Source organism: Streptomyces sp. 3330, assembly GCF_031456635.1.
Classification (GTDB): domain Bacteria; phylum Actinomycetota; class Actinomycetes; order Streptomycetales; family Streptomycetaceae; genus Streptomyces.
On sequence record NZ_JAVDVA010000005.1, the window covers coordinates 59,232 to 83,053 of the forward strand.

Below are 23,822 nucleotides of genomic sequence, written 5' to 3' on the forward strand. Positions count from 1 at the left end.
GCATCATCGCCCCGGAACACCGACCCGAGCCGCCCGGACCACCGAGCCGCCGCCCCGACGCGCCGCCCCGGATCACCGCCCCGGATCACCGCCCCGGGCCTACGGAATGCCCAACTCGAAGATCACGTAGTGCGCGTACCACCCCGACGCGATGGCCGCCGTCCCGAAGAACACCGCCAGGCTCGGCCACTTCAGCCGGCTCAGTGCCGCCGCCGGGGCCAGCAGCAGCGGGAAGACCGGCAGCAGATACCGGCCCGTGTTGCCGAACATCTGCTGGGTGCCCAGCACGGTGATCACGCTCGCCAGGGTGTAGGCGACCAGCACCAGCGGCGGCCTCTTGCGGAGCATCAGCGCGATCAGGAAGGGCAGCGCCAGCACCAGCTGCACGCCGAGGAGGTCGGGGACCGAGAACGCGAACAGGTAGTCGTGGCGACCCACGGCCGTGTTGCCCAGCACGTGGAGGGTGTAGGAGCCGAAGTCGAAGTAGTGCGCCCATCCCTCGCGCTGGAGCGTGAAGTACGCGGTGAGGTCGCCCATGCTGAGGCCGACCCAGGTGACGTAGGTGAGCAGGCCGAGCGGCGCGGCGAACATGGCGTACAGGGGCCCCGAGATCCCGTGTTCGCGCCTGCTCTCCCGCCGGGCCAGGGTGACGATCGCGGCCAGTCCGACCGCGCCGATGAGCGCGGCGGAGGTCGGCCGGTTGAGCCCGGCCACGAAGGCGAGCAGCCCGGCCGCGACCCACCGCCGCTTCATCACGCAGTAGCAGCACCAGGAGGCGATGGCGACGAAGACGGACTCCGAGTAGAGCGCCCACTCCACGCCCGCGCCGGGCGCCACCGCCCACAGCCCCGCCGCGATCGTGCCCGCCCGCACCCCGGCGAGCGTCGAGACCACGGCGTAGATGCCGGCGGCCGCGACGAAGGAGGCGAGCACCGAGACCAGGATCCCGGAGCCGTACAGCCCCAGCCCGGTGATCTCGGAGACGCCTCTGATCAGGCCCGGGTAGAGCGGGAAGAAGGCGACCGAGTTCTGCTTGACGGTGAACAGCCCGCCCGGCGCGAGCTGCTCCAGGGGGCGGGGGTCGTACCCCTTCTCGGCGACCTGGAGGTACCACCAGCCGTCCCAGGTGGCGAGGACGTCCCACCAGTGGGCGCCGCCGCCGAAGCGGGGGTTCTTCTTCTGGTATTCGTCGGCCGACTCCAGGAGCCAGGCGAAGACGGTGAGGCCCACGAGCTTCGTGACGCCGTAGAGGACCAGCGGGGCGAGGTACGGTCGTACACCGTCCGGCAGGGTGAGGCGGCGCGGTTTCCGCGAGCGCTCCTCGGGCCCGTCGGGCACGGCGGAGCCCGTCGCCGTGTCGCTGGAAGCCGTGCTCATGGCTGGGGTCCCCCCTCGGCCGATCGCCGGACACCAGGGGCGGCACGGTTGTCCGGATGATCGTGAAGTGTGGTCATAAGAGTGCGGTCATAAGATCGCAACAGAGTCGCACATGTGCGCCACAGGTTGGGGGAGGACGGATGACCGAGGTGCCGGAGACCACGGCCGCGGCGACCGTCTTGTCGGTCGTCATACCCATGTACAACGAGGAAGAGGTTCTTCCCGCGCTGGTCAGCCGGCTGCGCCCGGTCCTCGCGGACCTCGGCGTCGGCTACGAGGTCGTCGCGGTCGACGACGGCAGCACCGACCGCACGGCCGAGCTGCTGGCCGCCTTCCGGCTCGGCTGGCCGGAACTGCGGGTCATCGGCCTGCGCCGCAACTCCGGCCACCAGGCCGCCCTCACCGCGGGCCTGGACCGGGCGCACGGCGCGTACGTCGTCAGCATCGACGCCGACCTCCAGGACCCGCCCGAGAAGATTCCCGAGATGCTGGAGCTGGCCCGCGCAGAGAGCCTCGACATCGTCTACGGCATCCGCGCCGACCGGGCCAGCGACACCGGCTTCAAGCGGTGGACGGCGGGCCTGTACTACCGGCTGGTCCGCCGGCTCGCCGGTCCGTCGGTGCCGGCCCAGGCCGGGGACTTCCGGCTGCTGAGCCGGGCCGCGGTGGACGCCCTGAAGGCCCTGCCGGACCAGCAGCGGGTCTACCGCCTCCTCGTGCCCTGGCTGGGCTTCCCCAGCGGCGAGGTCCGCTACGAGCGCGCCCCGCGACCGGCGGGCCAGAGCAAGTACCCCCTCGGCCGGATGATCCGGCTGGCCGTCGACAGCGTCACGGGCTTCTCGGCGGCGCCCCTGCGCATCGCCACCTGGCTGGGCGCCTTCGCGTTCCTGGTCTGCCTGGTCCTGATGATCTACACCCTGAGCGCCCACGCCTTCCAGCACACCGTCCCCGGCTGGACGTCCCTCTTCATCGGCGTGCTGTTCATCGGCGCGGTCCAGCTGGTCTGCGTGGGTCTGCTCGGCGAGTACGTCGGCCGTATCTACACGGCCGTCCAGAACCGTCCGACGTACTTCATCGGTCACGACACGGCGGCCGGCGCGGCTGCGGGGACGGCGGCGGACGCGGCGCGGCGGCCGTTCCCCGCCGGGGACCCGGTCGTGCCGTCCCCGGCGCCGCCCCCGGGGGGTTCCGCGGACCCGGCGGCGCCGCTACCACAGGGGCTGGGGCGGCGCTCGTGAACCTCCGGCGTGTCGGGAGCGGGGCTTCTGTTTTGACCGGAGTGAATGCGCTAGGTACGCTCAGACCTTGTGCCTGGGGTGTGCCCTGGCCCTCGTGCGTGTCTTCAACCGCACACGGGGCCTAGCTAGCGGCCACCGTGATCTGCGCCTCTTCCCGCCTCGCGGCGGAAGTCCGCCGGATTCGACACACCCGACCGCGTGGGTCGGCGAAGTTCCAGGTTAGCTTCACCATTCGGCACACAGAAACCGGAGAAGTAGTGCCTACGATCCAGCAGCTGGTCCGGAAGGGCCGGCAGGACAAGGTCGAGAAGAACAAGACGCCCGCACTCGAGGGTTCGCCCCAGCGTCGCGGCGTCTGCACGCGTGTGTTCACGACCACCCCGAAGAAGCCGAACTCGGCCCTGCGTAAGGTCGCGCGTGTGCGTCTGACCAGCGGCATCGAGGTCACTGCTTACATTCCGGGTGAGGGACACAACCTGCAGGAGCACTCCATCGTGCTCGTGCGTGGTGGCCGTGTGAAGGACCTGCCCGGTGTTCGCTACAAGATCATCCGCGGTTCGCTCGACACCCAGGGTGTCAAGAACCGTAAGCAGGCCCGCAGCCGCTACGGCGCCAAGAAGGAGAAGTAAGAAATGCCTCGTAAGGGCCCTGCCCCGAAGCGCCCGGTCATCATCGACCCGGTCTACGGTTCTCCTCTTGTCACGTCGCTCATCAACAAGGTGCTGCTGAACGGCAAGCGCTCCACCGCCGAGCGCATCGTCTACGGCGCCATGGAGGGCCTGCGCGAGAAGACCGGCAACGACCCGGTCATCACGCTGAAGCGCGCTCTCGAGAACATCAAGCCGACCATCGAGGTCAAGTCCCGCCGTGTCGGTGGCGCGACCTACCAGGTCCCGATCGAGGTCAAGCCGGGTCGCGCGAGCACCCTGGCGCTGCGCTGGCTCGTCGGTTACTCCCGCGCCCGTCGCGAGAAGACCATGACCGAGCGCCTCCTCAACGAGCTTCTCGACGCGTCCAACGGCCTCGGCGCCGCTGTGAAGAAGCGCGAGGACACCCACAAGATGGCCGAGTCCAACAAGGCCTTCGCGCACTACCGCTGGTAGTCGCTACCCACATCGAGACCGAGAGAAGACTGAAGCCTTATGGCTACCACTTCACTTGACCTGGCCAAGGTCCGCAACATCGGGATCATGGCCCACATCGACGCGGGCAAGACGACCACCACCGAGCGGATCCTGTTCTACACCGGCGTTTCCTACAAGATCGGTGAGGTCCACGACGGCGCCGCCACGATGGACTGGATGGAGCAGGAGCAGGAGCGTGGCATCACGATCACCTCTGCTGCCACCACCTGTCACTGGCCGCTTGCCGACGTCGACCACACCATCAACATCATCGACACCCCGGGCCACGTCGACTTCACCGTCGAGGTGGAGCGTTCCCTCCGGGTGCTCGACGGTGCCGTGACGGTGTTCGACGGCGTCGCGGGTGTCGAGCCCCAGTCCGAGACCGTGTGGCGTCAGGCGGACCGCTACGGCGTCCCGCGTATCTGCTTCGTCAACAAGCTCGACCGGACCGGTGCCGAGTTCCACCGCTGTGTCGACATGATCAGCAGCCGCCTCGGCGCGCAGCCGATCGTCATGCAGCTGCCGATCGGTGCCGAGGCCGACTTCAAGGGCGTCGTCGACCTGGTCACGATGAAGGCCTTCGTGTGGTCCGCCGAGGCGGAGAAGGGCGAGATGTACGACGTCGTCGACATCCCGGCCACCCACACCGAGGCTGCCGAGGAGTACCGCGGCAAGCTCGTCGAGACCGTCGCCGAGAACGACGACGAGATCATGGAGCTGTACCTGGAGGGCCAGGAGCCGTCCGTGGAGCAGCTGTACGCCGCGATCCGTCGCATCACCATCGCGTCCGGCAAGTCCAACGACACCACGGTCACCCCGGTGTTCTGTGGCACCGCGTTCAAGAACAAGGGCGTCCAGCCCCTGCTCGACGCGGTCGTGCGCTACCTCCCCTCCCCCCTGGACGTCGAGGCCATCGAGGGCCACGACGTGAAGGACCCGGAGGAGATCGTCAAGCGCAAGCCGTCCGACGACGAGCCGCTGTCGGCGCTGGCGTTCAAGATCATGAGCGACCCGCACCTCGGCAAGCTCACCTTCGTCCGGGTCTACTCGGGCCGCCTGGAGTCCGGCACTGCCGTGCTGAACTCCGTCAAGGGCAAGAAGGAGCGCATCGGCAAGATCTACCGCATGCACGCGAACAAGCGTGAGGAGATCGCGGCGGTCGGCGCCGGCGACATCGTCGCCGTCATGGGTCTGAAGCAGACCACGACCGGCGAGACGCTGTGCGACGACAAGCAGCCCGTGATCCTGGAGTCCATGGACTTCCCGGCTCCGGTCATCCAGGTCGCCATCGAGCCCAAGTCGAAGGGCGACCAGGAGAAGCTGGGCATCGCGATCCAGCGCCTCGCCGAAGAGGACCCGTCGTTCCAGGTCCACTCGGACGAGGAGACCGGCCAGACCATCATCGGTGGCATGGGCGAGCTGCACCTCGAGGTGCTGGTCGACCGTATGCGCCGTGAGTTCAAGGTCGAGGCCAACGTCGGCAAGCCGCAGGTCGCCTACCGCGAGACCATCCGCAAGGCGGTCGACCGGGTCGACTACACGCACAAGAAGCAGACTGGCGGTACCGGCCAGTTCGCGAAGGTGCAGATCGCGATCGAGCCGATCGAGGGCGGCGACGCCTCGTACGAGTTCGTGAACAAGGTGACCGGTGGTCGCATCCCGAAGGAGTACATCCCTTCGGTCGACGCCGGTGCGCAGGAGGCCATGCAGTTCGGCATCCTCGCCGGTTACGAGATGACCGGCGTGCGCGTCATCCTGCTCGACGGTGGCTACCACGAGGTGGACTCCTCCGAGCTCGCGTTCAAGATCGCCGGTTCGCAGGCCTTCAAGGAGGCCGCGCGCAAGGCCAGCCCCGTGCTGCTCGAGCCGATGATGGCCGTCGAGGTCACCACGCCCGAGGACTACATGGGCGAGGTCATCGGCGACATCAACTCCCGCCGTGGCCAGATCCAGGCCATGGAGGAGCGGGCCGGTGCCCGCGTCGTCAAGGGCCTGGTGCCCCTGTCGGAGATGTTCGGCTACGTCGGCGACCTCCGCAGCAAGACGTCGGGTCGCGCAAGCTACTCGATGCAGTTCGACTCCTACGCCGAGGTTCCCCGGAACGTCGCCGAGGAGATCATCGCGAAGGCCAAGGGCGAGTAACACACTCGGTTTACACGCCGTAGGCTTGACTCCGGAGCCTCGGGGGCAAACAGCCGCATCCCTGGATGTTTGCCCCCTGGACCCGGGCTTTCCAGCAAAGATCACCTGGCGCCGATGAAGCAAGGCGTTCCAGAACCACTCCCAGGAGGACCCCCGTGGCGAAGGCGAAGTTCGAGCGGACTAAGCCGCACGTCAACATCGGCACCATCGGTCACATCGACCACGGTAAGACGACCCTCACGGCCGCCATTACCAAGGTGCTGCACGACAAGTACCCGGACCTGAACGAGGCCTCGGCCTTCGACCAGATCGACAAGGCTCCTGAGGAGCGTCAGCGCGGTATCACCATCTCCATCGCGCACGTCGAGTACCAGACGGAGACGCGTCACTACGCGCACGTCGACTGCCCGGGTCACGCGGACTACATCAAGAACATGATCACCGGTGCCGCGCAGATGGACGGCGCGATCCTCGTGGTCGCCGCCACCGACGGCCCGATGCCGCAGACCAAGGAGCACGTGCTCCTGGCCCGTCAGGTCGGCGTTCCGTACATCGTCGTCGCCCTGAACAAGGCCGACATGGTGGACGACGAGGAGATCCTGGAGCTCGTCGAGCTCGAGGTGCGTGAGCTCCTCTCCGAGTACGAGTTCCCGGGCGACGACCTGCCGGTCGTCAAGGTCTCCGCGCTCAAGGCCCTCGAGGGCGACGCGGAGTGGGGTCAGTCGGTTCTCGACCTCATGCAGGCCGTCGACGAGTCGATCCCGGAGCCGGAGCGCGACGTCGACAAGCCGTTCCTCATGCCGATCGAGGACGTCTTCACGATCACCGGTCGCGGCACGGTCGTCACCGGCCGTATCGAGCGTGGCATCCTGAAGGTCAACGAGACCGTCGACATCATCGGTATCAAGACCGAGAAGACCACCACCACGGTCACCGGTATCGAGATGTTCCGCAAGCTGCTCGACGAGGGCCAGGCCGGTGAGAACGTCGGTCTGCTCCTCCGTGGCATCAAGCGCGAGGACGTCGAGCGCGGCCAGGTCATCATCAAGCCGGGTTCGGTCACGCCGCACACCGACTTCGAGGCCCAGGCCTACATCCTGTCCAAGGACGAGGGTGGCCGCCACACGCCGTTCTTCAACAACTACCGTCCGCAGTTCTACTTCCGTACCACGGACGTGACCGGCGTGGTGACCCTCCCCGAGGGCACCGAGATGGTGATGCCGGGTGACAACACCGAGATGAAGGTGGAGCTCATCCAGCCCATCGCCATGGAAGAGGGCCTGAAGTTCGCCATCCGTGAGGGTGGTCGCACGGTGGGCGCCGGCCAGGTCACCAAGATCACCAAGTAGTTCTTGGCCGATCGACCTGGTAGCTCCAGCCTGAGCTGAAGCACCTGAGAGGGCCCGTACGACTCCGGTCGTACGGGCCCTTTCGCGTGCCGGCGTCGCCCCGGGCTCAGTCCCGGTCGCCGGCCTGGTCGACGACGACGGTGGTGAGACGGGTGGCCATGCCGACCGTGGTGCCCCTGGGCACGAACGGGCCGCCCGAAGCCTTGCCGCCCACGTAGTAGTCCATGCCCGCCACCCAGCGGACACCGCGGTAGGTGAAGGTCTCCGGGTCGAGCAGCACCTGCATGCTGTTGCGCTCCCACGCGTAGTCGCGGAAGTTGCCGTCGATGCCGATCGCCAGGACCTTCCGTCCCTTGCCGTCGGTCGTGTCGACGGGCTCGGTGGCTCCGGCGAGACCGGTGATGATGCGGTGGATCGTACGGGCCTTGCCGGAGGGGACGGTCGTGGCTCCCGAGAGGACCTCGACCACCGCGTCGAAATCGCGCTGGGCCTGCGTGAGCCTGTCCCGGTCGGTGCCGCGGTCGGAGACGGACCGCTCCCGGATCAGCCGCAGCGCGGCGGCGGGGTCCTCGGGGAGGTCGGCCACCAGAGCGTCGGCGGCCCGGGGCGAGAGGAACGTCTCGTCGGGGGGCGTCCACTCGTGCACACCCTTCGCACCGCTCGCGGCGTCGTCGACGACGGCCTGCCTCGAGCCGTCGTCACGCATCCACCTCTCGTCGTCCGTCCGGCGGGCGGGCTGCTCGGCGCACGGCTGTGGTCCGGACGTCAGGTAGAACGCGCCGGCCCCGCCGTACCCCAGCGCGGCGAAGTTCCACAGGCACGGCCAGCTGTCGTACCGGATCTCCTGGTAGACCCACCGGTGCGCCGGGGCGGGCGCGGTCCGATCCGCGGGCGCCGTGGGGTCCCCCCACAGCGTCAGTGTGGACAGCAGGGCCGCCGCGACCACCGCGGCGACCGCGCCGAGCGCCCTGAGCCGCCAGCCGCCGTACCCGCGCCGGGGTCGTCCCTCGATCTCGTCCAGCAGCCGTCGGCGGGCCGGGGCGAGCCGGGCGTGGTCGGGCACAGGGGCGTCGGCGCGCAGCCGCCGGACCGCTGTCATCTCGTCCATCGCCGGCTCAGCCATGGCCGATCACCTCCGGGGCGTCGGGTACGAACGTGGGGTCCACGTCACCGAGTGCGCGGCGGACCTTTCTGCGGGCCCGGTTGAGGCGGGAACGCACGGTGCCCACCGGGATGGACAGCGCCTCGGCGACCTCCTGATAGCCGAGGTCCCCCCAGGCGACCAGCAGCAGGACGTCCCGGTCGCCGCGCGAGAGACCGGCCAGCGCGCCGGCCAGGCGGCCCTGGGCGGCCTGGGCGGCCACCCGGCTGTCGCTGCGGTCGGTCCAGGAGTCGGCCACGGGGTCGTGGCCCGTGCGGGCCATGGCCCTGAGCGCCCGCACCTCGGTACGGCGGTGCTTGCCGATCAGGTTCGCGGCGATCCCGTACAGCCAGGGCCGGGCCTTGGCGCGGGACATGTCGTAGCGCCCGCGCGCGCGGAACGCGGCCAGGAAGGTCTCCGCGGTGATGTCCTCGGCCGCGTTCTCGCCCAGTCGGCGGGCCGCGTACCGGTGGATCACCGCCGCGTGCCGGTGGTAGATCTCCCCGAACGCCTCGGGCCGGGCCAGTGAGTCGGCGATGACGGCGGCGTCCTCGTCATGTCCGCCAGGGGGGCTGTTCACGCGGTCTCCGTGTCTGCCGTCGGTCGGATGCACCGGTTGTTACCCGCAGCCCTCGAACGGGTTCACGGTGACCGGCCTCACGTCCCGGGGCGCAAAGGGCCCTGGTCGGCCCGGTCGGCGTTTGACCTACGTCACGTCCGGGGTATTGTCTCCGGCTTGATTGGCTAAGGGAGTGCCCCATATGGCAGACTGTCGGAGTTGCTCGGTCGAGTGTTGATGTTGCGCGCCTCCCGCCGGGAGGACCGAAAGCGAGTCCCACAGTACTCGTCGCCCTAACTGCCTCTTGGCAGCGCTGGGGCGGACGTACGGGAATCTTTCGGGAAGCGTCAATGGAGCGCCGACCAGGCACCCGGTGGACCTTTCGTCCCCGGCTTGCGGTTCCGGAAGGGCCGTGCTTTCCCAGCAGGGATGTTCGAACAAGGGGCATCTGTGTCGGCGGGAGCGCGACACACCCGACCGCGTGGGTCGGAGAAACGAAGTAAACGGACCATCTGGTTCCAGAGCGTTAGAAGAGACAGGACTACTGAGTAGCCATGGCGGGACAGAAGATCCGCATCCGGCTCAAGGCCTACGACCACGAGGTCATCGACTCCTCGGCGAAGAAGATCGTCGAGACGGTGACCCGCACTGGTGCGTCGGTCGCGGGCCCGGTGCCGCTGCCCACTGAGAAGAACGTGTACTGCGTCATCAAGTCGCCGCACAAGTACAAGGACTCGCGCGAGCACTTCGAGATGCGCACGCACAAGCGCCTGATCGACATTCTCGACCCGACTCCCAAGACCGTTGACTCTCTGATGCGACTCGACCTCCCGGCCGGTGTCGACATCGAGATCAAGCTTTAGGGGCCGGTGATCTGAAGAATGGCTAAGCAGATCAAGGGCATCCTGGGCGAGAAGCTCGGCATGACGCAGGTGTGGGACGAGAACAACCGCGTTGTTCCGGTCACCGTCGTCAAGGCCAGCCCCAACGTCGTGACCCAGGTCCGTACGAACGACAGCGACGGCTACGAGTCCGTCCAGATCGCCTTCGGCGAGATCGACCCGCGCAAGGTGAACAAGCCCCTCAAGGGTCACTTCGCCAAGGCCGACGTCACTCCCCGTCGTCACCTCGTCGAGATCCGCACCGCGGACGCCTCCGAGTACACGCTCGGCCAGGAGATCACCGCTGAGGTGTTCGAGGCCGGCGTGAAGGTCGACGTGACCGGCAAGAGCAAGGGCAAGGGCTTCGCCGGTGTCATGAAGCGTCACAACTTCAAGGGCCTCGGCGCCGGACACGGCACCCAGCGCAAGCACCGCTCGCCCGGTTCCATCGGTGGCTGTGCCACCCCGGGCCGCGTGTTCAAGGGCCTCCGCATGGCGGGTCGCATGGGCAACGAGCGTGTCACCACCCAGAACCTGACCGTCCACGCCGTTGACGCGGAGAAGGGTCTGCTGCTCATCAAGGGCGCTGTCCCCGGTCCGAACGGCGGCCTCGTCCTGGTCCGCACTGCGGCCAAGGGGGCCTGAGGTACCGATGAGCACTGTTGACATCCTTTCGCCTGCAGGCGAGAAGACCGGTAGCGTCGAGCTCCCCGCGGAGATCTTCGGCGTGGAGAAGGTCAGCATCCCGCTGATCCACCAGGTCGTCGTCGCGCAGAACGCGGCTGCCCGTCAGGGCACGCACAAGACCAAGACCCGCGGCGAGGTTCGCGGTGGCGGTAAGAAGCCTTACCGTCAGAAGGGCACCGGCCGTGCGCGCCAGGGCTCGACCCGCGCGCCGCAGTTCGCCGGCGGTGGCGTCGTCCACGGCCCGCAGCCGCGTGACTACTCGCAGCGGACCCCGAAGAAGATGAAGGCTGCCGCTCTGCGTCACGCCCTCACCGACCGGGCCCGCCACAACCGCATTCACGTCGTCACCGGCGTGATCGAGGGCGAGGCTCCCTCCACGAAGGCCGCTCGCACGCTGTTCGGCAAGATCTCGGAGCGCAAGAACCTGCTCCTGGTCGTCGACCGCGCCGACGAGGCCGCGTGGCTGTCCGCCCGCAACCTGCCCCAGGTGCACATCCTGGAGCCGGGCCAGCTGAACACGTACGACGTGATCGTCTCGGACGACGTGGTCTTCACCCAGGCCGCTCTCGAGTCCTTCGTCGCCGGCCCGAAGGCCAACGACACCGAAGGGAGTGACGCCTGATGGCTACGCGTCACCCGAGCATCGCCTCCAAGGCGGCCAAGGTCGCCAAGGCTGCGCGCGTCGCCAAGGCGAAGCGCCACGCCACCGAAGGCAAGAACACCGTCGTCACCGCGCCCAGCAAGGCGTTCACGGACCTTCGTGACGTGCTGCTGAAGCCGGTCGTGTCGGAGAAGAGCTACGCGCTCCTCGACGAGAACAAGTACACGTTCATCGTCGCCCCGAACGCCAACAAGACCCAGATCAAGCAGGCCGTCCAGGCGGTCTTCTCGGTCAAGGTCACCGGCGTCAACACGATCAACCGCATCGGCAAGCGCAAGCGCACGAAGACCGGTTTCGGTCAGCGTGCCGGCACGAAGCGCGCGATCGTGACCCTTGCCGAGGGCGACCGTATCGACATCTTCGGCGGTCCGACCGCCTGAGGGCGGTCCGGATCGTCCGATATCGGACGAGGACTGAATAATGGGAATCCGCAAGTACAAGCCGACTACGCCGGGCCGTCGTGGCTCCAGCGTCGCCGACTTCGTCGAGGTCACGCGGTCCACGCCGGAGAAGTCGCTGGTCCGCCCGCTGCACAGCAAGGGCGGCCGTAACAACGCCGGTCGTGTGACCGTTCGCCACCAGGGTGGCGGACACAAGCGCGCCTACCGAGTGATCGACTTCCGTCGTCACGACAAGGACGGCGTGCCGGCGAAGGTCGCGCACATCGAGTACGACCCCAACCGCACCGCGCGCATCGCGCTGCTGCACTACGCGGACGGCGAGAAGCGCTACATCCTCGCCCCCCGCAACCTGTCGCAGGGCGACCGCGTCGAGAACGGTCCCGGGGCCGACATCAAGCCGGGCAACAACCTGGCGCTCCGCAACATCCCGGTCGGTACCACGATCCACGCGATCGAGATCCGTCCCGGTGGCGGCGCCAAGTTCGCCCGCTCCGCCGGTGCCTCGGTGCAGCTGCTCGCGAAGGAGGGCACGATGGCCCACCTTCGTATGCCGTCCGGTGAGATCCGTCTGGTCGACCAGCGCTGCCGCGCCACGGTCGGCGAGGTGGGCAACGCCGAGCAGAGCAACATCAACTGGGGCAAGGCCGGCCGTAAGCGCTGGCTGGGCGTCCGCCCGACCGTTCGCGGTGTGGCGATGAACCCGGTTGACCACCCCCACGGTGGTGGTGAGGGCAAGACCTCCGGTGGTCGCCACCCGGTCAGCCCCTGGGGTCAGAAGGAGGGTCGTACTCGTTCGCCGAAGAAGGCTTCGAACAAGTACATCGTCCGCCGCCGCAAGACGAACAAGAAGCGCTAGGAGCGGGTTTAGATGCCGCGCAGTCTCAAGAAGGGGCCCTTCGTCGACGGACACCTCGTAAAGAAGGTGGACGCCCAGAACGAAGCCGGTTCCAAGAACGTCATCAAGACCTGGTCCCGTCGCTCGATGATCATCCCGGCCATGCTGGGTCACACGATCGCGGTGCACAACGGCAAGACCCACATTCCGGTGTTTGTCACCGAGTCGATGGTCGGCCACAAGCTCGGCGAGTTCTCGCCGACGCGCACCTTCCGGGGTCACGTCAAGGACGACCGGAAGTCGAAGCGCCGCTAACGCGGGGTGGAATGACCATGACAGACACTGGAAGGACAACCATGGAAGCCAGGGCCCAGGCGCGGTACATCCGCGTCACGCCCATGAAGGCCCGCCGGGTGGTGGACCTTATCCGTGGCATGGACGCCACGGAGGCTCAGGCGGTCCTGCGTTTCGCCCCGCAGGCCGCGAGCGTGCCGGTCGGCAAGGTGCTGGACAGCGCCATTGCCAACGCCGCGCACAACTACGACCACACTGACGCCGACAGCCTCTTCATTTCCGAGGCGTACGTCGACGAGGGTCCGACCCTGAAGCGGTTCCGTCCGCGTGCCCAGGGCCGTGCCTACCGGATCCGCAAGCGGACCAGCCACATCACCGTGGTCGTCAGCAGTAAGGAAGGAACCCGGTAATGGGCCAGAAGGTTAACCCGCATGGGTTCCGGCTCGGCATCACCACGGACTTCAAGTCCCGTTGGTACGCCGACAAGTCTTACAAGGAGTACGTCGGCGAGGACGTCGCCATCCGTCGGATGATGACGTCCGGCATGGAGCGCGCCGGTATCTCGAAGGTGGAGATCGAGCGCACCCGTGACCGGGTCCGCGTCGACATCCACACCGCGCGTCCGGGCATCGTCATCGGCCGCCGCGGCGCCGAGGCCGACCGTATTCGTGGCGACCTGGAGAAGCTGACCAAGAAGCAGGTCCAGCTGAACATCCTCGAGGTCAAGAACCCCGAGGTCGACGCTCAGCTGGTGGCTCAGGCCGTCGCCGAGCAGCTCTCCTCCCGCGTCTCCTTCCGTCGCGCCATGCGTAAGAGCATGCAGTCGGCGATGAAGGCGGGCGCCAAGGGCATCAAGATCCAGTGCGGTGGCCGCCTCGGTGGCGCCGAGATGTCCCGCTCGGAGTTCTACCGCGAGGGCCGTGTGCCCCTGCACACGCTCCGCGCGAACGTGGACTACGGCTTCTTCGAGGCCAAGACGACCTTCGGCCGCATCGGCGTGAAGGTCTGGATCTACAAGGGCGACGTCAAGAACATCGCCGAGGTCCGCGCCGAGAACGCTGCTGCCCGCGCCGGCAACCGCCCGGCCCGTGGCGGCGCTGACCGCCCGGCCCGTGGTGGCCGCGGTGGCGAGCGTGGCGGTCGCGGTCGCAAGCCGCAGCAGGCTCCCGCTGCCGAGGCCCCCAAGGCCGACGCTCCGGCTGCCGCTCCGGCTGAGAGCACCGGAACGGAGGCCTGACCGACATGCTGATCCCCCGTAGGGTCAAGCACCGCAAGCAGCACCACCCGAAGCGCCGTGGTCAGGCCAAGGGCGGTACGACGGTCTCGTTCGGCGAGTACGGCATTCAGGCCCTCACGCCGGCGTACGTGACCAACCGCCAGATCGAGGCGGCCCGTATCGCGATGACCCGCCACATCAAGCGTGGCGGCAAGGTCTGGATCAACATCTACCCGGACCGCCCGCTCACGAAGAAGCCTGCCGAGACCCGCATGGGTTCCGGTAAGGGTTCTCCGGAGTGGTGGATCGCGAACGTGCACCCGGGCCGGGTCATGTTCGAGCTGTCCTACCCCAACGAGAAGATCGCCCGTGAGGCCCTCACTCGCGCAGCCCACAAGCTGCCGATGAAGTGCCGGATCGTCAAGCGCGAGGCAGGTGAAGCGTGATGTCGGCCGGTACCAAGGCGTCCGAGCTGCGCGAACTGGGTGACGAGGAGCTTCTCAACAAGCTCCGCGAAGCCAAGGAAGAGCTGTTCAACCTCCGCTTCCAGGCGGCGACGGGTCAGCTCGAGAACCACGGTCGGCTGAAGGCCGTCCGCAAGGACATCGCGCGGATCTACACCCTGATGCGTGAGCGCGAGCTGGGCATCGAGACGGTGGAGAGCGCCTGATGAGCGAGAGCAACGTGACCGAGAACACCACTGAGGCGCGCGGATTCCGCAAGACCCGTGAGGGTCTCGTCGTCAGCGACAAGATGGACAAGACCGTCGTCGTCGCCGTCGAGGACCGTGTGAAGCACGCGCTGTACGGCAAGGTCATCCGCCGTACGAACAAGCTCAAGGCTCACGACGAGCAGAACGCCGCGGGCGTCGGCGACCGTGTCCTCCTCGCGGAGACCCGGCCGCTGTCCGCCACGAAGCGCTGGCGCGTCGTCGAGATCCTCGAGAAGGCCAAGTAATTTCCTGCGGGGCATCCCTCGCAGGACAGTTCCGCCAGGCTCCGCAGGGGTCCTCGTTTGAGGCCCCTGCGGGGAACCGGCAGACACACAGGAGATAGACGTGATCCAGCAGGAGTCGCGACTGCGCGTCGCCGACAACACTGGTGCGAAGGAAATCCTTTGCATCCGTGTGCTCGGTGGCTCCGGTCGCCGCTACGCGGGCATCGGTGACGTCATCGTCGCCACCGTCAAGGACGCGATCCCCGGCGGCAACGTGAAGAAGGGTGACGTCATCAAGGCGGTCATCGTTCGCACCGTCAAGGAGCGCCGCCGTCCGGACGGCTCGTACATCCGCTTCGACGAGAACGCCGCTGTCATTCTGAAGAACGACGGTGACCCTCGTGGCACCCGCATCTTCGGCCCGGTCGGCCGGGAGCTGCGCGAGAAGAAGTTCATGAAGATCATCTCGCTGGCTCCGGAGGTGCTGTAAGCATGAAGATCAAGAAGGGCGACCTGGTCCAGGTCATCACGGGTAAGGACAAGGGCAAGCAGGGCAAGGTCATCGCGGCCTTCCCCCGCGAGGACCGTGTCCTGGTCGAGGGTGTCAACCGGGTCAAGAAGCACACGAAGGCCGGTCCGACCGCCAAGGGCTCCCAGGCCGGCGGCATCGTGACCACCGAGGCCCCGATCCACGTGTCCAACGTTCAGCTGGTCGTGGAGAAGGACGGCAACAAGGTCGTCACGCGCGTCGGTTACCGCTTCGACGACGAGGGCAACAAGATCCGCGTTGCCAAGCGGACGGGTGAGGACATCTGATGGCTACCACCACGACTCCGCGTCTCAAGACGAAGTACCGCGAGGAGATCGCGGGCAAGCTGCGTGAGGAGTTCTCCTACGAGAACGTCATGCAGATCCCCGGCCTCGTCAAGATCGTGGTCAACATGGGTGTGGGCGACGCCGCCCGCGACTCCAAGCTGATCGAGGGCGCCATCCGCGACCTCACCACGATCACCGGTCAGAAGCCGGCCGTCACCAAGGCCCGCAAGTCCATCGCGCAGTTCAAGCTGCGTGAGGGTCAGCCGATCGGTGCCCACGTCACGCTTCGTGGCGACCGCATGTGGGAGTTCCTGGACCGCACCCTGTCGCTCGCGCTCCCGCGCATCCGCGACTTCCGTGGTCTGTCCCCCAAGCAGTTCGACGGCCGTGGCAACTACACCTTCGGTCTCACGGAGCAGGTCATGTTCCACGAGATCGACCAGGACAAGATCGACCGTGTCCGGGGTATGGACATCACCGTGGTCACCACGGCGACCAACGACGCTGAGGGCCGTGCGCTCCTTCGTCACCTCGGCTTCCCCTTCAAGGAGGCGTGAGCGAGATGGCGAAGAAGGCTCTGATCGCAAAGGCTGCTCGTAAGCCCAAGTTCGCTGTGCGTGCGTACAACCGCTGCCAGCGTTGCGGCCGTCCCCACTCCGTGTACCGCAAGTTCGGCCTCTGCCGTGTGTGCCTTCGTGAGATGGCTCACCGCGGCGAGCTGCCGGGCGTGACCAAGAGCTCCTGGTAAACCCCCTTTTAAGGGTTCCAGAGGCTCTCGGTAAGCAATGGGCGTGTCAGTTGCCCACCTCTTCATGGCTTAGGCTTGGAGGGTTGGGCACCTGACGCCCGTACGACTTACTACGCCGTAGGTCCACCGCGCCGCACCCGTCCCGTCTCGGATCGGGGAGAGGGATGGCGCACCAGGAAACCCCGGCGAGAGAGGCCACAGGCCAATTCATGACCATGACTGATCCGATCGCAGACATGCTGACGCGTCTGCGGAACGCGAACTCGGCGTACCACGATTCCGTGACGATGCCGGCGTCCAAGATCAAGTCTCACATCGCGGAGATCCTCCAGCAGGAGGGCTTCATCACGGGCTGGAAGGTCGAGGACGCCGAGGTCGGCAAGGACCTCACCCTCGAGCTCAAGTTCGGCCCGAACCGTGAGCGCTCCATCGCGGGCATCAAGCGGATCTCCAAGCCCGGTCTCCGGGTTTACGCGAAGTCCACCTCCCTGCCCAAGGTGCTGGGCGGCCTCGGCGTGGCGATCATCTCCACGTCGCACGGTCTCCTCACCGACAAGCAGGCCGGCAAGAAGGGCGTAGGCGGAGAAGTTCTCGCCTACGTCTGGTAGCGGAAGGGAACGGAGGAAACAGCTATGTCGCGCATTGGCAAGCTCCCTATCACGGTTCCCGCCGGCGTGGACGTCACCATCGACGGCCAGACGGTTTCGGTCAAGGGTCCCAAGGGATCGCTGACCCACACCGTCGTTGCGCCGATCGAGATCGCCAAGGGTGAGGACGGCGTTCTGAACGTCACCCGCCCCAACGACGAGCGTCAGAGCAAGGCCCTGCACGGCCTGTCCCGCACGCTGGTGGCGAACATGATCACCGGCGTGACCCAGGGTTACGTGAAGAAGCTCGAGATCAGTGGTGTCGGTTACCGCGTGACCGCGAAGGGCTCGAACCTCGAGTTCGCGCTCGGTTACAGCCACCCGATCACCGTCGAGGCCCCCGAGGGAATCTCCTTCAAGGTCGAGAACCCCACCCGGTTCTCGGTCGAGGGCATCGACAAGCAGAAGGTCGGCGAGGTTGCGGCCAACATCCGCAAGCTGCGCAAGCCCGACCCGTACAAGGCCAAGGGTGTCAAGTACGAGGGCGAAGTCATCCGCCGCAAGGTCGGAAAGGCGGGTAAGTAAGCCATGGCATACGGACAGAAGATCCTCAAGGGCGACGCTTACAAGCGTGCCGCGATCAAGCGTCGCCACATCCGGATCCGTAAGCACATCTCGGGTACGGCTGAGCGTCCGCGTCTCGTCGTGACGCGCTCGAACCGCCACATCGTGGCCCAGGTCATCGACGACATCAAGGGTCACACCCTGGCGTCGGCGTCGACCCTGGACACGACGATCCGCGGCGGCGAGGGCGACAAGTCCGCGCAGGCCAAGTCGGTCGGCGCCCTGGTCGCCGAGCGCGCCAAGGCCGCCGGTGTCGAGGCTGTCGTGTTCGACCGTGGTGGCAACCAGTACGCCGGGCGTATCGCCGCCCTGGCGGACGCCGCCCGCGAAGCCGGACTCAAGTTCTGAGTCGCCCGTCGCGCTAGCGACCTAGGTCGCTGCGTAGCTAGCGGAAAAAGAGAGAGGTAATCCAATGGCTGGACCCCAGCGCCGCGGAAGCGGTGCCGGTGGCGGCGAGCGGCGGGACCGGAAGGGCCGTGACGGCGGCGCTGCTGCCGCCGAGAAGACCGCGTACGTTGAGCGCGTCGTCGCGATCAACCGTGTCGCCAAGGTTGTGAAGGGTGGTCGTCGCTTCAGCTTCACCGCGCTGGTCGTGGTGGGCGATGGTGACGGCACCGTCGGTGTCGGTTACGGCAAGGCCAAGGAGGTGCCGGCCGCGATCGCCAAGGGTGTGGAAGAGGCCAAGAAGCACTTCTTCAAGGTCCCCCGTATCCAGGGCACCATCCCGCACCCGATCACGGGCGAGAAGGCCGCGGGCGTTGTCCTGCTCAAGCCTGCTTCCCCCGGTACCGGCGTTATCGCCGGTGGCCCGGTGCGTGCTGTGCTCGAGTGCGCCGGCGTTCACGACATCCTGTCGAAGTCGCTCGGTTCGTCGAACGCGATCAACATCGTGCACGCGACCGTGGAGGCCCTGAAGGGCCTGCAGCGTCCCGAGGAGATCGCGGCCCGCCGCGGTCTGCCCCTCGAGGACGTCGCTCCCGCGGCTCTGCTTCGTGCGCGTGCCGGGGCTGGTGCGTAATGGCCCGCCTCAAGATCACGCAGACGAAGTCGTACATCGGCAGCAAGCAGAACCACCGCGACACGCTGCGTTCGCTCGGGCTCAAGCGCCTGAACGACGTGGTCGTCAAGGAGGACCGCCCCGAGTTCCGCGGAATGGTGCACACCGTCCGCCACCTCGTGACGGTTGAGGAGGTCGACTGATCATGGCGGAGAACAACCCGCTCAAGATCCACAACCTCCGTCCCGCCCCGGGCGCCAAGACCGCGAAGACCCGTGTCGGTCGTGGTGAGGCGTCGAAGGGTAAGACGGCCGGTCGTGGTACCAAGGGCACGAAGGCCCGTTACCAGGTTCCGGAGCGCTTCGAGGGTGGGCAGATGCCCCTCCACATGCGTCTCCCGAAGCTCAAGGGCTTCAAGAACCCGTTCAAGACCGAGTTCCAGGTCGTGAACCTCGACAAGCTGGCGGCGCTGTACCCCGAGGGTGGCGAGGTCACCGTCGAGGGCCTCATCGCCAAGGGCGCCGTTCGCAAGAACAGCCTCGTCAAGGTCCTCGGCCAGGGCGAGATCTCCGTGGCGCTGCAGGTGACGGTCGACGCCGTCTCCGGCTCCGCCAAGGAGAAGATCACCGCTGCCGGCGGTACCGTCACCGAGCTCGTCTGAACACCACAGGCGCCTCGATGACTTGAGCGATCCCGACCGGGGATACCCCACATATGGGGTATCCCCGGTTGGTCGTTCCTAGGGCGGTACTCTCGCCGGTAAGGTGACCTGCACTGCCCACTTTCACAAGATGCTTCCCATGGGGCACCTTGAGCGGCAGTCGACCGTTACACATGTCGTTGTCGTTGTCGTTGTTCTTATTGGACCCTCAAGACCGTCACCCTTGACGCAGATGCGTGGGGGTCGCAGGAGGCACCGTGCTCACCGCGTTCGCCCGGGCGTTCAAGACGCCCGACCTGCGCAAGAAGCTGCTCTTCACGCTCGCCATCATCGTCATCTACCGGCTCGGAACACATATTCCGATTCCCGGTGTCGACTACACGTCCGTTCAGCGGTGTGTGGACGAGGCGTCCGGCAACCAGGGCCTCTTCGGTCTGGTGAACATGTTCAGCGGCGGCGCGCTGCTCCAGATCACCATCTTCGCGCTGGGCATCATGCCGTACATCACCGCGAGCATCATCCTTCAGCTGCTGACCGTGGTGATCCCGCGTCTGGAAGCCCTCAAGAAGGAGGGCCAGGCCGGCACCGCGAAGATCACGCAGTACACCCGTTACCTGACCGTGGCGCTCGCCATCCTGCAGGGCACCGGCCTGGTGGCCACCGCCCGCAGCGGCGCCCTGTTCTCCGGTTGCACGGTCGCCTCGAGCATCGTCCCGGACCGCGCGATCTTCACCACCATCGTCATGGTCATCACGATGACCGCCGGTACGGCCATGGTCATGTGGCTCGGCGAGCTCATCACCGACCGCGGTATCGGCAACGGCATGTCGATCCTGATGTTCATCTCGATCGCCGCGACCTTCCCCTCGGCCCTGTGGGCCATCAAGAAGCAGGGCACGCTCGCGGACGGCTGGATCGAGTTCGGCACCGTCATCCTGGTCGGCCTGGTCATGGTCGGTCTGGTGGTCTTCGTCGAGCAGGCCCAGCGCCGTATCCCCGTGCAGTACGCGAAGCGCATGATCGGCCGCCGGTCCTACGGCGGTACCTCGACGTACATCCCGCTGAAGGTGAACCAGGCCGGTGTGATCCCGGTCATCTTCGCCTCGTCGCTGCTCTACATCCCGGCTCTCGTGGCCCAGTTCTCCAGCGGGACCTCCGGCTGGAAGACCTGGATCGAGACCAACCTGACCAAGGGTGACCACCCGATCTACATCAGCATGTACTTCCTGCTGATCGTTTTCTTCGCGTTCTTCTACGTGGCTATCTCCTTCAACCCCGAGGAAGTAGCCGACAACATGAAGAAGTATGGTGGCTTCATCCCGGGCATCCGGGCTGGCCGACCGACCGCTGAGTACCTCTCCTACGTACTCAACCGGATCACCTGGCCGGGTTCGCTGTATCTGGGTCTGATCGCTCTTGTACCGACGATGGCGTTGGTTGGCTTCGGGGCAAGCCAGAACTTCCCGTTCGGTGGTACCAGCATCCTGATCATCGTGGGTGTCGGTCTCGAGACGGTGAAGCAAATCGAGAGCCAGCTCCAGCAGCGCAATTACGAAGGGTTCCTCCGCTGATGCGTATCGTCCTCGTCGGGCCGCCGGGCGCCGGAAAGGGAACGCAGGCCACACGTCTGGCCGAGAAGCTCCGCGTTCCGCACATCTCCACGGGCGACCTGTTCCGCGCCAACATCAGCCAGCAGACGGAACTCGGGAAACTCGCGAAGTCCTACATGGACGCCGGCAACCTCGTCCCCGACGAGGTCACCATCGCCATGGCCAAGGACCGCATGGAGCAGCCGGACGCCGAGCGCGGCTTCCTGCTGGACGGTTTCCCGCGCAACGTCTCGCAGGCCGAGGCGCTGGACGAGCTCCTCACCCTCGAGGGCATCAAGCTGGACGCGGTACTGGACCTGGAGGCCCCGGAGGAGGAGGTCGTCAAGCGGATCGCCGGCCGGCGCATCTGCCGCAACGACTCCTCGCACGTCTTCCACGTGACGTACAAGAAGCCCGCCCGGGAAGGCGTCTGCGACGTCTGCGGCGGCGAGCTGTACCAGCGGGACGACGACTCCGAGGAGACGGTCCGCACGCGGCTCGAGGTCTACCACACGCAGACCGAGCCGATCATCGACTACTACAAGTCGCAGGGCCTGGTCGTGACCATCGAGGCCATGGGCCCGGTGGAAGAGGTCACCGCCCGTGCGCTGGCCGCACTGAAGCGTGAGGGCGACGACGAGTAGTCGTCGCTCCCCGTACGGCCGTGGAGTCCTTCGGGACTCCACGGCCGTACTGTTGTGTGCATACGTAACCCGACCGACCTGAGTGACGGAGAGCGCAGGCCCCCCATGGTGCAGATCAAGAGCCCCGAGCAGATCGCCAAGATGCGTGAGGCGGGGCTGGTCGTCGCCGCCATCCACGCGGCCACGCGCGAAGCGGCGGTGCCGGGGGCGACGACGAAGGACCTGGACGACGTCGCCCGCAAGGTGCTGGCGGAGAACGGCGCCAAGTCGAACTTCCTCGGTTACGGCGGCTTCCCCGCGACGATCTGCACCTCGGTGAACGACGTGGTGGTGCACGGCATCCCCTCCGACGAGGTCGTCCTCAAGGACGGCGACATCATCTCCATCGACTGCGGCGCGATCGTCGACGGCTGGCACGGTGACGCGGCGTACACGGCGTTCGTCGGCTCGGGGCACGCTCCGGAACTGATCGAGCTCTCCCGGGTCACCGAGGAGTCGATGTGGGCCGGCATCGCCGCCATGAAGACGGGCGGCCGGCTGGTCGACGTCTCGCGCGCGATCGAGACGTACATCCGCCGTCAGCCCAAGCCGGGCGGTGGGCGTTACGGGATCGTCGAGGACTACGGCGGCCACGGCATCGGCACCGAGATGCACATGGACCCCCACCTGCTGAACTACGTCGACCGCCGGCGGGGCAAGGGGCCGAAGCTGGTCCCCGGCTTCTGCCTGGCCATCGAGCCGATGGTGTCCCTGGGGACCCCGCGCACCGAGGTCCTCGAGGACGACTGGACGGTCATCACGACCGACGGCACCTGGTCCTCGCACTGGGAGCACTCGGTCGCGCTGACCGAGGCGGGCCCGCTGGTGCTGACGGCCGTCGACGGGGGCAAGGCGAAGCTGGCGGAGCACGGGGTCGTGGCGGCGCCGGACCCGCTGGCCTGAGGACCCCCTTCCGGGGCGCGCTGCGGGGCTTCTCGCCCCCGTCGCCCCTTTCCTTCCCCTGCCCTTCCCGCACCGGGTGCCGTGCCCCCGGACGCCCGTTCCGGCCCGGTCGGCCTCGTCCTCGGACGCCGGGGCGGGCGCGCGGGTCGCTTAAGGATCTCGCCCGCGGGGCAGACTTCTCGATTCGTCTTTCGGCGGGGCCTGACGTAGACTGACTCGTCGGCTCTCGTGCACCCGCATGTCTGCATGCACCCCTCGGGGAAACGCAGGGGAGTCGATCAAGGTAGTCGATTCGAAGGGCGAAGCGTGGCCAAGAAGCAAGGTGCCATCGAGATCGAGGGCACTGTCGTCGAGTCTCTTCCGAACGCCATGTTCAAGGTCGAGCTCCAGAACGGCCACCAGGTCCTGGCACACATCAGCGGCAAGATGCGTATGCACTACATCCGTATCCTCCCTGACGACCGGGTCGTGGTGGAGTTGTCTCCGTACGACCTGACGCGTGGCCGGATCGTCTACCGCTACAAGTAGATCTTGCCCAGGCCCTGTGCGCGGTCTCGCGTGCGGGGTTGCCGGCAACTGACCCGGAGAACCTCACATCCCATGAAGGTCAAGCCGAGCGTCAAGAAGATCTGCGACAAGTGCAGGGTGATCCGCCGTCACGGTCGGGTCATGGTCATTTGCGAGAACCCGCGCCACAAGCAGCGCCAGGGCTGATCGCTTACAGATCACACCCTCTGCATCGACATCGCAGAGACTTCGCGCGACGCGAGCAGTTTTGTTCATACGCAGATCCCAGGCGGGTTCTCCCTCCTGACACCCCCGGCTCGGAGGCCGGGGACCCGTTCGTACCAAATCCTCGGCCGCGCTCTGAGAGCGGCAGGAGGAGGCCGGCGGATGGGAGTCGGTTCTGCGGAAGACCTCCGAAGATCAACTGGAGCCATTGAATGGCACGCGTTTCCGGTGTCGACATCCCGCGCGAAAAGCGTGTGGAGGTCGCCCTCACCTACGTGTTCGGCATCGGCCGGACCCTCTCCCAGGAGACGCTGGCAGCGACCGGCGTCGACCCGAACACCCGCGTTCGCGACCTCTCCGAGGAGCAGCTCGTCGCGATCCGCGAGTACGTGGACGCCAACATCAAGACCGAGGGTGACCTCCGTCGCGAGATCCAGGCCGACATCCGCCGCAAGGTCGAGATCGGTTGCTACCAGGGTCTCCGTCACCGTCGCGGTCTGCCTGTCCGCGGTCAGCGCACCAGCACGAACGCTCGTACCCGTAAGGGCCCGCGTCGCGCCATCGCCGGCAAGAAGAAGCCGGGCAAGAAGTAGTCCTCAGCGGGACAACGCTTCATCAGCGGTCTTCGCTGTAGGACC

General features: G+C 66.8%; 35 protein-coding genes. 32 read left to right on the top strand and 3 right to left on the bottom strand.

Annotated features, from left to right (window positions below; genetic code table 11):
* Positions 1-99: 99 nt before the first annotated feature.
* Positions 100-1,377: a hypothetical protein gene (locus J2X68_RS10415; protein ID WP_310432194.1), complete on the bottom strand. Its 1,278-nt coding sequence runs from the start codon at positions 1,375-1,377 to the stop codon at positions 100-102.
* A 140-nt stretch (positions 1,378-1,517) separates the two neighbouring features.
* Between J2X68_RS10415 and J2X68_RS10420 the strand changes: the two genes are divergently transcribed.
* The 5 genes from J2X68_RS10420 to tuf all read left to right on the top strand — a co-directional run bounded on the left by J2X68_RS10420 (position 1,518) and on the right by tuf (position 7,233).
* Positions 1,518-2,615, top strand: coding sequence for a glycosyltransferase family 2 protein (locus tag J2X68_RS10420; protein ID WP_310432195.1), 1,098 nt, complete (start codon positions 1,518-1,520; stop codon positions 2,613-2,615).
* 257 nt (positions 2,616-2,872) lie between these two features.
* The gene (gene rpsL, locus J2X68_RS10425; RefSeq protein ID WP_003948652.1) at positions 2,873-3,244 is read left to right on the top strand and encodes a 30S ribosomal protein S12; all 372 of its coding nucleotides are present in this window, start codon (positions 2,873-2,875) and stop codon (positions 3,242-3,244) included.
* 3 nt (positions 3,245-3,247) lie between these two features.
* Positions 3,248-3,718, top strand: a complete 471-nt coding sequence (gene rpsG / locus J2X68_RS10430; RefSeq protein WP_020132641.1) for a 30S ribosomal protein S7 — start codon at positions 3,248-3,250, stop codon at positions 3,716-3,718.
* A gap of 39 nt (positions 3,719-3,757) precedes the next feature.
* Positions 3,758-5,884, top strand: a complete 2,127-nt coding sequence (fusA, locus tag J2X68_RS10435; RefSeq protein WP_310432196.1) for an elongation factor G — start codon at positions 3,758-3,760, stop codon at positions 5,882-5,884.
* A gap of 155 nt (positions 5,885-6,039) precedes the next feature.
* Positions 6,040-7,233, top strand: coding sequence for an elongation factor Tu (gene tuf / locus J2X68_RS10440; RefSeq protein WP_057602878.1), 1,194 nt, complete (start codon positions 6,040-6,042; stop codon positions 7,231-7,233).
* Positions 7,234-7,339: 106 nt separating this feature from the next.
* On the opposite strand, the gene J2X68_RS10445 is transcribed toward tuf, so the two are convergent.
* Complete coding sequence (locus J2X68_RS10445; protein WP_310432197.1) at positions 7,340-8,356, bottom strand: hypothetical protein; 1,017 nt, start codon at positions 8,354-8,356, stop codon at positions 7,340-7,342.
* Positions 8,349-8,954 (bottom strand): RNA polymerase sigma factor, encoded by a 606-nt coding sequence (locus tag J2X68_RS10450; RefSeq protein WP_310432198.1) that lies wholly within the window; start codon positions 8,952-8,954, stop codon positions 8,349-8,351. Before J2X68_RS10450 ends, J2X68_RS10445 begins: the two co-directional genes overlap by 8 nt.
* 533 nt (positions 8,955-9,487) lie before the next feature.
* On the opposite strand from J2X68_RS10450, the gene rpsJ reads away from it, so the two are divergent.
* The 27 genes from rpsJ (at position 9,488) to rpsM (ending at position 23,777) form a co-directional block, all read left to right on the top strand.
* Positions 9,488-9,796 carry a 30S ribosomal protein S10 gene (gene rpsJ, locus J2X68_RS10455; RefSeq protein WP_003948644.1) on the top strand — a complete coding sequence of 103 codons (309 nt, stop codon included), beginning with the start codon at positions 9,488-9,490 and terminating at the stop codon, positions 9,794-9,796.
* Between the two features lie 18 nt (positions 9,797-9,814).
* Positions 9,815-10,459, top strand: a complete 645-nt coding sequence (rplC, locus tag J2X68_RS10460) for a 50S ribosomal protein L3 (protein WP_020132636.1) — start codon at positions 9,815-9,817, stop codon at positions 10,457-10,459.
* 7 nt (positions 10,460-10,466) lie between these two features.
* Positions 10,467-11,123 (top strand): 50S ribosomal protein L4, encoded by a 657-nt coding sequence (rplD, locus tag J2X68_RS10465; protein ID WP_057602879.1) that lies wholly within the window; start codon positions 10,467-10,469, stop codon positions 11,121-11,123.
* Positions 11,123-11,542 (top strand): 50S ribosomal protein L23, encoded by a 420-nt coding sequence (gene rplW, locus J2X68_RS10470; protein ID WP_020132634.1) that lies wholly within the window; start codon positions 11,123-11,125, stop codon positions 11,540-11,542. Before rplD ends, rplW begins: the two co-directional genes overlap by 1 nt.
* 40 nt (positions 11,543-11,582) lie before the next feature.
* On the top strand, positions 11,583-12,419 hold the full coding sequence (rplB, locus tag J2X68_RS10475) for a 50S ribosomal protein L2 (RefSeq protein WP_020132633.1): 837 nt from the start codon (positions 11,583-11,585) through the stop codon (positions 12,417-12,419).
* 12 nt (positions 12,420-12,431) lie between these two features.
* A complete protein-coding gene (rpsS, locus tag J2X68_RS10480; protein ID WP_020132632.1) occupies positions 12,432-12,713 on the top strand; it encodes a 30S ribosomal protein S19 in 282 nt (93 codons plus the stop codon).
* 41 nt (positions 12,714-12,754) lie between these two features.
* Positions 12,755-13,102 (top strand): 50S ribosomal protein L22, encoded by a 348-nt coding sequence (rplV, locus tag J2X68_RS10485; RefSeq protein WP_003974262.1) that lies wholly within the window; start codon positions 12,755-12,757, stop codon positions 13,100-13,102.
* Positions 13,102-13,929, top strand: a complete 828-nt coding sequence (rpsC, locus tag J2X68_RS10490; RefSeq protein WP_020132630.1) for a 30S ribosomal protein S3 — start codon at positions 13,102-13,104, stop codon at positions 13,927-13,929. The genes rplV and rpsC overlap by 1 nt, the downstream gene beginning before the upstream one ends.
* Before the next feature lie 5 nt (positions 13,930-13,934).
* A complete protein-coding gene (gene rplP, locus J2X68_RS10495; protein WP_006140905.1) occupies positions 13,935-14,354 on the top strand; it encodes a 50S ribosomal protein L16 in 420 nt (139 codons plus the stop codon).
* Complete coding sequence (rpmC, locus tag J2X68_RS10500; RefSeq protein WP_005481220.1) at positions 14,354-14,578, top strand: 50S ribosomal protein L29; 225 nt, start codon at positions 14,354-14,356, stop codon at positions 14,576-14,578. Before rplP ends, rpmC begins: the two co-directional genes overlap by 1 nt.
* Positions 14,578-14,865: a 30S ribosomal protein S17 gene (rpsQ, locus tag J2X68_RS10505; RefSeq protein ID WP_057602880.1), complete on the top strand. Its 288-nt coding sequence runs from the start codon at positions 14,578-14,580 to the stop codon at positions 14,863-14,865. The genes rpmC and rpsQ overlap by 1 nt, the downstream gene beginning before the upstream one ends.
* A gap of 100 nt (positions 14,866-14,965) precedes the next feature.
* Positions 14,966-15,334, top strand: a complete 369-nt coding sequence (gene rplN / locus J2X68_RS10510; RefSeq protein WP_003992364.1) for a 50S ribosomal protein L14 — start codon at positions 14,966-14,968, stop codon at positions 15,332-15,334.
* Between the two features lie 2 nt (positions 15,335-15,336).
* The gene (rplX, locus tag J2X68_RS10515) at positions 15,337-15,660 is read left to right on the top strand and encodes a 50S ribosomal protein L24 (protein ID WP_030039760.1); all 324 of its coding nucleotides are present in this window, start codon (positions 15,337-15,339) and stop codon (positions 15,658-15,660) included.
* The gene (rplE, locus tag J2X68_RS10520) at positions 15,660-16,217 is read left to right on the top strand and encodes a 50S ribosomal protein L5 (protein WP_030788262.1); all 558 of its coding nucleotides are present in this window, start codon (positions 15,660-15,662) and stop codon (positions 16,215-16,217) included. The genes rplX and rplE overlap by 1 nt, the downstream gene beginning before the upstream one ends.
* Positions 16,218-16,222: 5 nt before the next feature.
* The gene (locus tag J2X68_RS10525) at positions 16,223-16,408 is read left to right on the top strand and encodes a type Z 30S ribosomal protein S14 (protein WP_030890724.1); all 186 of its coding nucleotides are present in this window, start codon (positions 16,223-16,225) and stop codon (positions 16,406-16,408) included.
* Positions 16,409-16,617: 209 nt separating this feature from the next.
* Positions 16,618-17,016 (top strand): 30S ribosomal protein S8, encoded by a 399-nt coding sequence (gene rpsH / locus J2X68_RS10530; protein WP_028807312.1) that lies wholly within the window; start codon positions 16,618-16,620, stop codon positions 17,014-17,016.
* Between the two features lie 24 nt (positions 17,017-17,040).
* Positions 17,041-17,580, top strand: coding sequence for a 50S ribosomal protein L6 (gene rplF, locus J2X68_RS10535; protein WP_057602881.1), 540 nt, complete (start codon positions 17,041-17,043; stop codon positions 17,578-17,580).
* A 3-nt stretch (positions 17,581-17,583) separates the two neighbouring features.
* Positions 17,584-17,967 (top strand): 50S ribosomal protein L18, encoded by a 384-nt coding sequence (gene rplR, locus J2X68_RS10540; RefSeq protein ID WP_020132625.1) that lies wholly within the window; start codon positions 17,584-17,586, stop codon positions 17,965-17,967.
* 64 nt (positions 17,968-18,031) lie between these two features.
* Positions 18,032-18,637 (top strand): 30S ribosomal protein S5, encoded by a 606-nt coding sequence (gene rpsE, locus J2X68_RS10545; protein ID WP_020132624.1) that lies wholly within the window; start codon positions 18,032-18,034, stop codon positions 18,635-18,637.
* On the top strand, positions 18,637-18,819 hold the full coding sequence (rpmD, locus tag J2X68_RS10550) for a 50S ribosomal protein L30 (protein ID WP_005313525.1): 183 nt from the start codon (positions 18,637-18,639) through the stop codon (positions 18,817-18,819). The genes rpsE and rpmD overlap by 1 nt, the downstream gene beginning before the upstream one ends.
* Before the next feature lie 2 nt (positions 18,820-18,821).
* The gene (gene rplO / locus J2X68_RS10555) at positions 18,822-19,277 is read left to right on the top strand and encodes a 50S ribosomal protein L15 (protein ID WP_171398930.1); all 456 of its coding nucleotides are present in this window, start codon (positions 18,822-18,824) and stop codon (positions 19,275-19,277) included.
* Positions 19,278-19,534: 257 nt separating this feature from the next.
* Entirely contained in the window at positions 19,535-20,848 is a 1,314-nt protein-coding gene (gene secY, locus J2X68_RS10560; protein WP_310432199.1) for a preprotein translocase subunit SecY, read from the top strand.
* Positions 20,848-21,510: an adenylate kinase gene (locus J2X68_RS10565; RefSeq protein WP_310432200.1), complete on the top strand. Its 663-nt coding sequence runs from the start codon at positions 20,848-20,850 to the stop codon at positions 21,508-21,510. Before secY ends, J2X68_RS10565 begins: the two co-directional genes overlap by 1 nt.
* 105 nt (positions 21,511-21,615) lie before the next feature.
* Positions 21,616-22,452: a type I methionyl aminopeptidase gene (gene map, locus J2X68_RS10570; RefSeq protein WP_310432201.1), complete on the top strand. Its 837-nt coding sequence runs from the start codon at positions 21,616-21,618 to the stop codon at positions 22,450-22,452.
* A gap of 306 nt (positions 22,453-22,758) precedes the next feature.
* Positions 22,759-22,980, top strand: a complete 222-nt coding sequence (infA, locus tag J2X68_RS10575) for a translation initiation factor IF-1 (RefSeq protein WP_003948620.1) — start codon at positions 22,759-22,761, stop codon at positions 22,978-22,980.
* A 72-nt stretch (positions 22,981-23,052) separates the two neighbouring features.
* Positions 23,053-23,166 carry a 50S ribosomal protein L36 gene (rpmJ, locus tag J2X68_RS10580; protein WP_003998809.1) on the top strand — a complete coding sequence of 38 codons (114 nt, stop codon included), beginning with the start codon at positions 23,053-23,055 and terminating at the stop codon, positions 23,164-23,166.
* Positions 23,167-23,396: 230 nt separating this feature from the next.
* Complete coding sequence (gene rpsM / locus J2X68_RS10585; protein WP_020132619.1) at positions 23,397-23,777, top strand: 30S ribosomal protein S13; 381 nt, start codon at positions 23,397-23,399, stop codon at positions 23,775-23,777.
* The last annotated feature ends 45 nt before the right edge of the window (positions 23,778-23,822 follow it).

What these genes read in the sequence shown, in the direction of transcription:
- rplD (WP_057602879.1), top strand. Translation starts at nt 10,467, where the DNA reads ATGAGCACTGTTGACATCCTTTCGCCTGCAGGCGAGAAGACCGGTAGC.
- rpmJ (WP_003998809.1), top strand. Translation starts at nt 23,053, where the DNA reads ATGAAGGTCAAGCCGAGCGTCAAGAAGATCTGCGACAAGTGCAGGGTG.
- J2X68_RS10415 (WP_310432194.1), bottom strand. Translation starts at nt 1,377, where the DNA reads ATGAGCACGGCTTCCAGCGACACGGCGACGGGCTCCGCCGTGCCCGAC.
- rpsC (WP_020132630.1), top strand. Translation starts at nt 13,102, where the DNA reads ATGGGCCAGAAGGTTAACCCGCATGGGTTCCGGCTCGGCATCACCACG.
- rplC (WP_020132636.1), top strand. Translation starts at nt 9,815, where the DNA reads ATGGCTAAGCAGATCAAGGGCATCCTGGGCGAGAAGCTCGGCATGACG.
- fusA (WP_310432196.1), top strand. Translation starts at nt 3,758, where the DNA reads ATGGCTACCACTTCACTTGACCTGGCCAAGGTCCGCAACATCGGGATC.
- rplW (WP_020132634.1), top strand. Translation starts at nt 11,123, where the DNA reads ATGGCTACGCGTCACCCGAGCATCGCCTCCAAGGCGGCCAAGGTCGCC.
- rplP (WP_006140905.1), top strand. Translation starts at nt 13,935, where the DNA reads ATGCTGATCCCCCGTAGGGTCAAGCACCGCAAGCAGCACCACCCGAAG.
- J2X68_RS10420 (WP_310432195.1), top strand. Translation starts at nt 1,518, where the DNA reads ATGACCGAGGTGCCGGAGACCACGGCCGCGGCGACCGTCTTGTCGGTC.
- rplB (WP_020132633.1), top strand. Translation starts at nt 11,583, where the DNA reads ATGGGAATCCGCAAGTACAAGCCGACTACGCCGGGCCGTCGTGGCTCC.
- rpsS (WP_020132632.1), top strand. Translation starts at nt 12,432, where the DNA reads ATGCCGCGCAGTCTCAAGAAGGGGCCCTTCGTCGACGGACACCTCGTA.
- J2X68_RS10445 (WP_310432197.1), bottom strand. Translation starts at nt 8,356, where the DNA reads ATGGCTGAGCCGGCGATGGACGAGATGACAGCGGTCCGGCGGCTGCGC.
- rpmC (WP_005481220.1), top strand. Translation starts at nt 14,354, where the DNA reads ATGTCGGCCGGTACCAAGGCGTCCGAGCTGCGCGAACTGGGTGACGAG.
- J2X68_RS10565 (WP_310432200.1), top strand. Translation starts at nt 20,848, where the DNA reads ATGCGTATCGTCCTCGTCGGGCCGCCGGGCGCCGGAAAGGGAACGCAG.
- J2X68_RS10525 (WP_030890724.1), top strand. Translation starts at nt 16,223, where the DNA reads ATGGCGAAGAAGGCTCTGATCGCAAAGGCTGCTCGTAAGCCCAAGTTC.
- map (WP_310432201.1), top strand. Translation starts at nt 21,616, where the DNA reads ATGGTGCAGATCAAGAGCCCCGAGCAGATCGCCAAGATGCGTGAGGCG.
- rplX (WP_030039760.1), top strand. Translation starts at nt 15,337, where the DNA reads ATGAAGATCAAGAAGGGCGACCTGGTCCAGGTCATCACGGGTAAGGAC.
- rpsQ (WP_057602880.1), top strand. Translation starts at nt 14,578, where the DNA reads ATGAGCGAGAGCAACGTGACCGAGAACACCACTGAGGCGCGCGGATTC.
- rplR (WP_020132625.1), top strand. Translation starts at nt 17,584, where the DNA reads ATGGCATACGGACAGAAGATCCTCAAGGGCGACGCTTACAAGCGTGCC.
- rpsG (WP_020132641.1), top strand. Translation starts at nt 3,248, where the DNA reads ATGCCTCGTAAGGGCCCTGCCCCGAAGCGCCCGGTCATCATCGACCCG.
- rplF (WP_057602881.1), top strand. Translation starts at nt 17,041, where the DNA reads ATGTCGCGCATTGGCAAGCTCCCTATCACGGTTCCCGCCGGCGTGGAC.
- rplE (WP_030788262.1), top strand. Translation starts at nt 15,660, where the DNA reads ATGGCTACCACCACGACTCCGCGTCTCAAGACGAAGTACCGCGAGGAG.
- rpsH (WP_028807312.1), top strand. Translation starts at nt 16,618, where the DNA reads ATGACCATGACTGATCCGATCGCAGACATGCTGACGCGTCTGCGGAAC.
- rpsE (WP_020132624.1), top strand. Translation starts at nt 18,032, where the DNA reads ATGGCTGGACCCCAGCGCCGCGGAAGCGGTGCCGGTGGCGGCGAGCGG.
- rpsJ (WP_003948644.1), top strand. Translation starts at nt 9,488, where the DNA reads ATGGCGGGACAGAAGATCCGCATCCGGCTCAAGGCCTACGACCACGAG.
- rplO (WP_171398930.1), top strand. Translation starts at nt 18,822, where the DNA reads ATGGCGGAGAACAACCCGCTCAAGATCCACAACCTCCGTCCCGCCCCG.
- rpsM (WP_020132619.1), top strand. Translation starts at nt 23,397, where the DNA reads ATGGCACGCGTTTCCGGTGTCGACATCCCGCGCGAAAAGCGTGTGGAG.
- rplV (WP_003974262.1), top strand. Translation starts at nt 12,755, where the DNA reads ATGGAAGCCAGGGCCCAGGCGCGGTACATCCGCGTCACGCCCATGAAG.
- rpmD (WP_005313525.1), top strand. Translation starts at nt 18,637, where the DNA reads ATGGCCCGCCTCAAGATCACGCAGACGAAGTCGTACATCGGCAGCAAG.